General features: G+C 62.2%; 1 protein-coding gene. It reads right to left on the bottom strand.

Annotation, left to right across the window (positions count from 1 at the left end; all coding sequences use genetic code 11):
• Nucleotides 1–341: amidohydrolase family protein (locus Q5L94_RS13485; RefSeq protein WP_317498875.1), on the bottom strand; the 341-nt coding region annotated here is incomplete at both ends.

The raw sequence follows: 341 nt of genomic DNA, 5'->3' as shown, positions 1-341 counted from the left end.
GGCACCGGCGATCTGGTGATCGTGCAGCACCTGCCCGACGCCCGAAGGGGGGAAAATGTGGCCGCGCGGCGCGTGACCGGGCTGGATCGAGGCGACGATCCCCAATTTGGCCAGACGCGGAATATCGTCGGCGTGCATGACTTCAAGGTGTTCAATCCTGTGACGGCTGTCGCGTTTTCCGTTGGCGTTTTGCGCGGCCTCATAGGCGTCAATTGTACGCCGCACCCCGGCATCGCCGATGGCATGCACCGCGATCTGAAAGCCGAGGCGGTCGGCCTCGATACATGCATTCACGAAATGCTCCTGAGTGAAGACCTCATCCCCGGTATTGCCGTTCGCAC

It is taken from the genome of Idiomarina sp. Sol25, assembly GCF_033052775.1.
Taxonomy (GTDB): domain Bacteria; phylum Pseudomonadota; class Gammaproteobacteria; order Enterobacterales; family Alteromonadaceae; genus Idiomarina.
The sequence above is the reverse complement of the archived record's forward strand: the minus strand, read 5'-3'. Positions and strand labels throughout refer to the sequence as shown.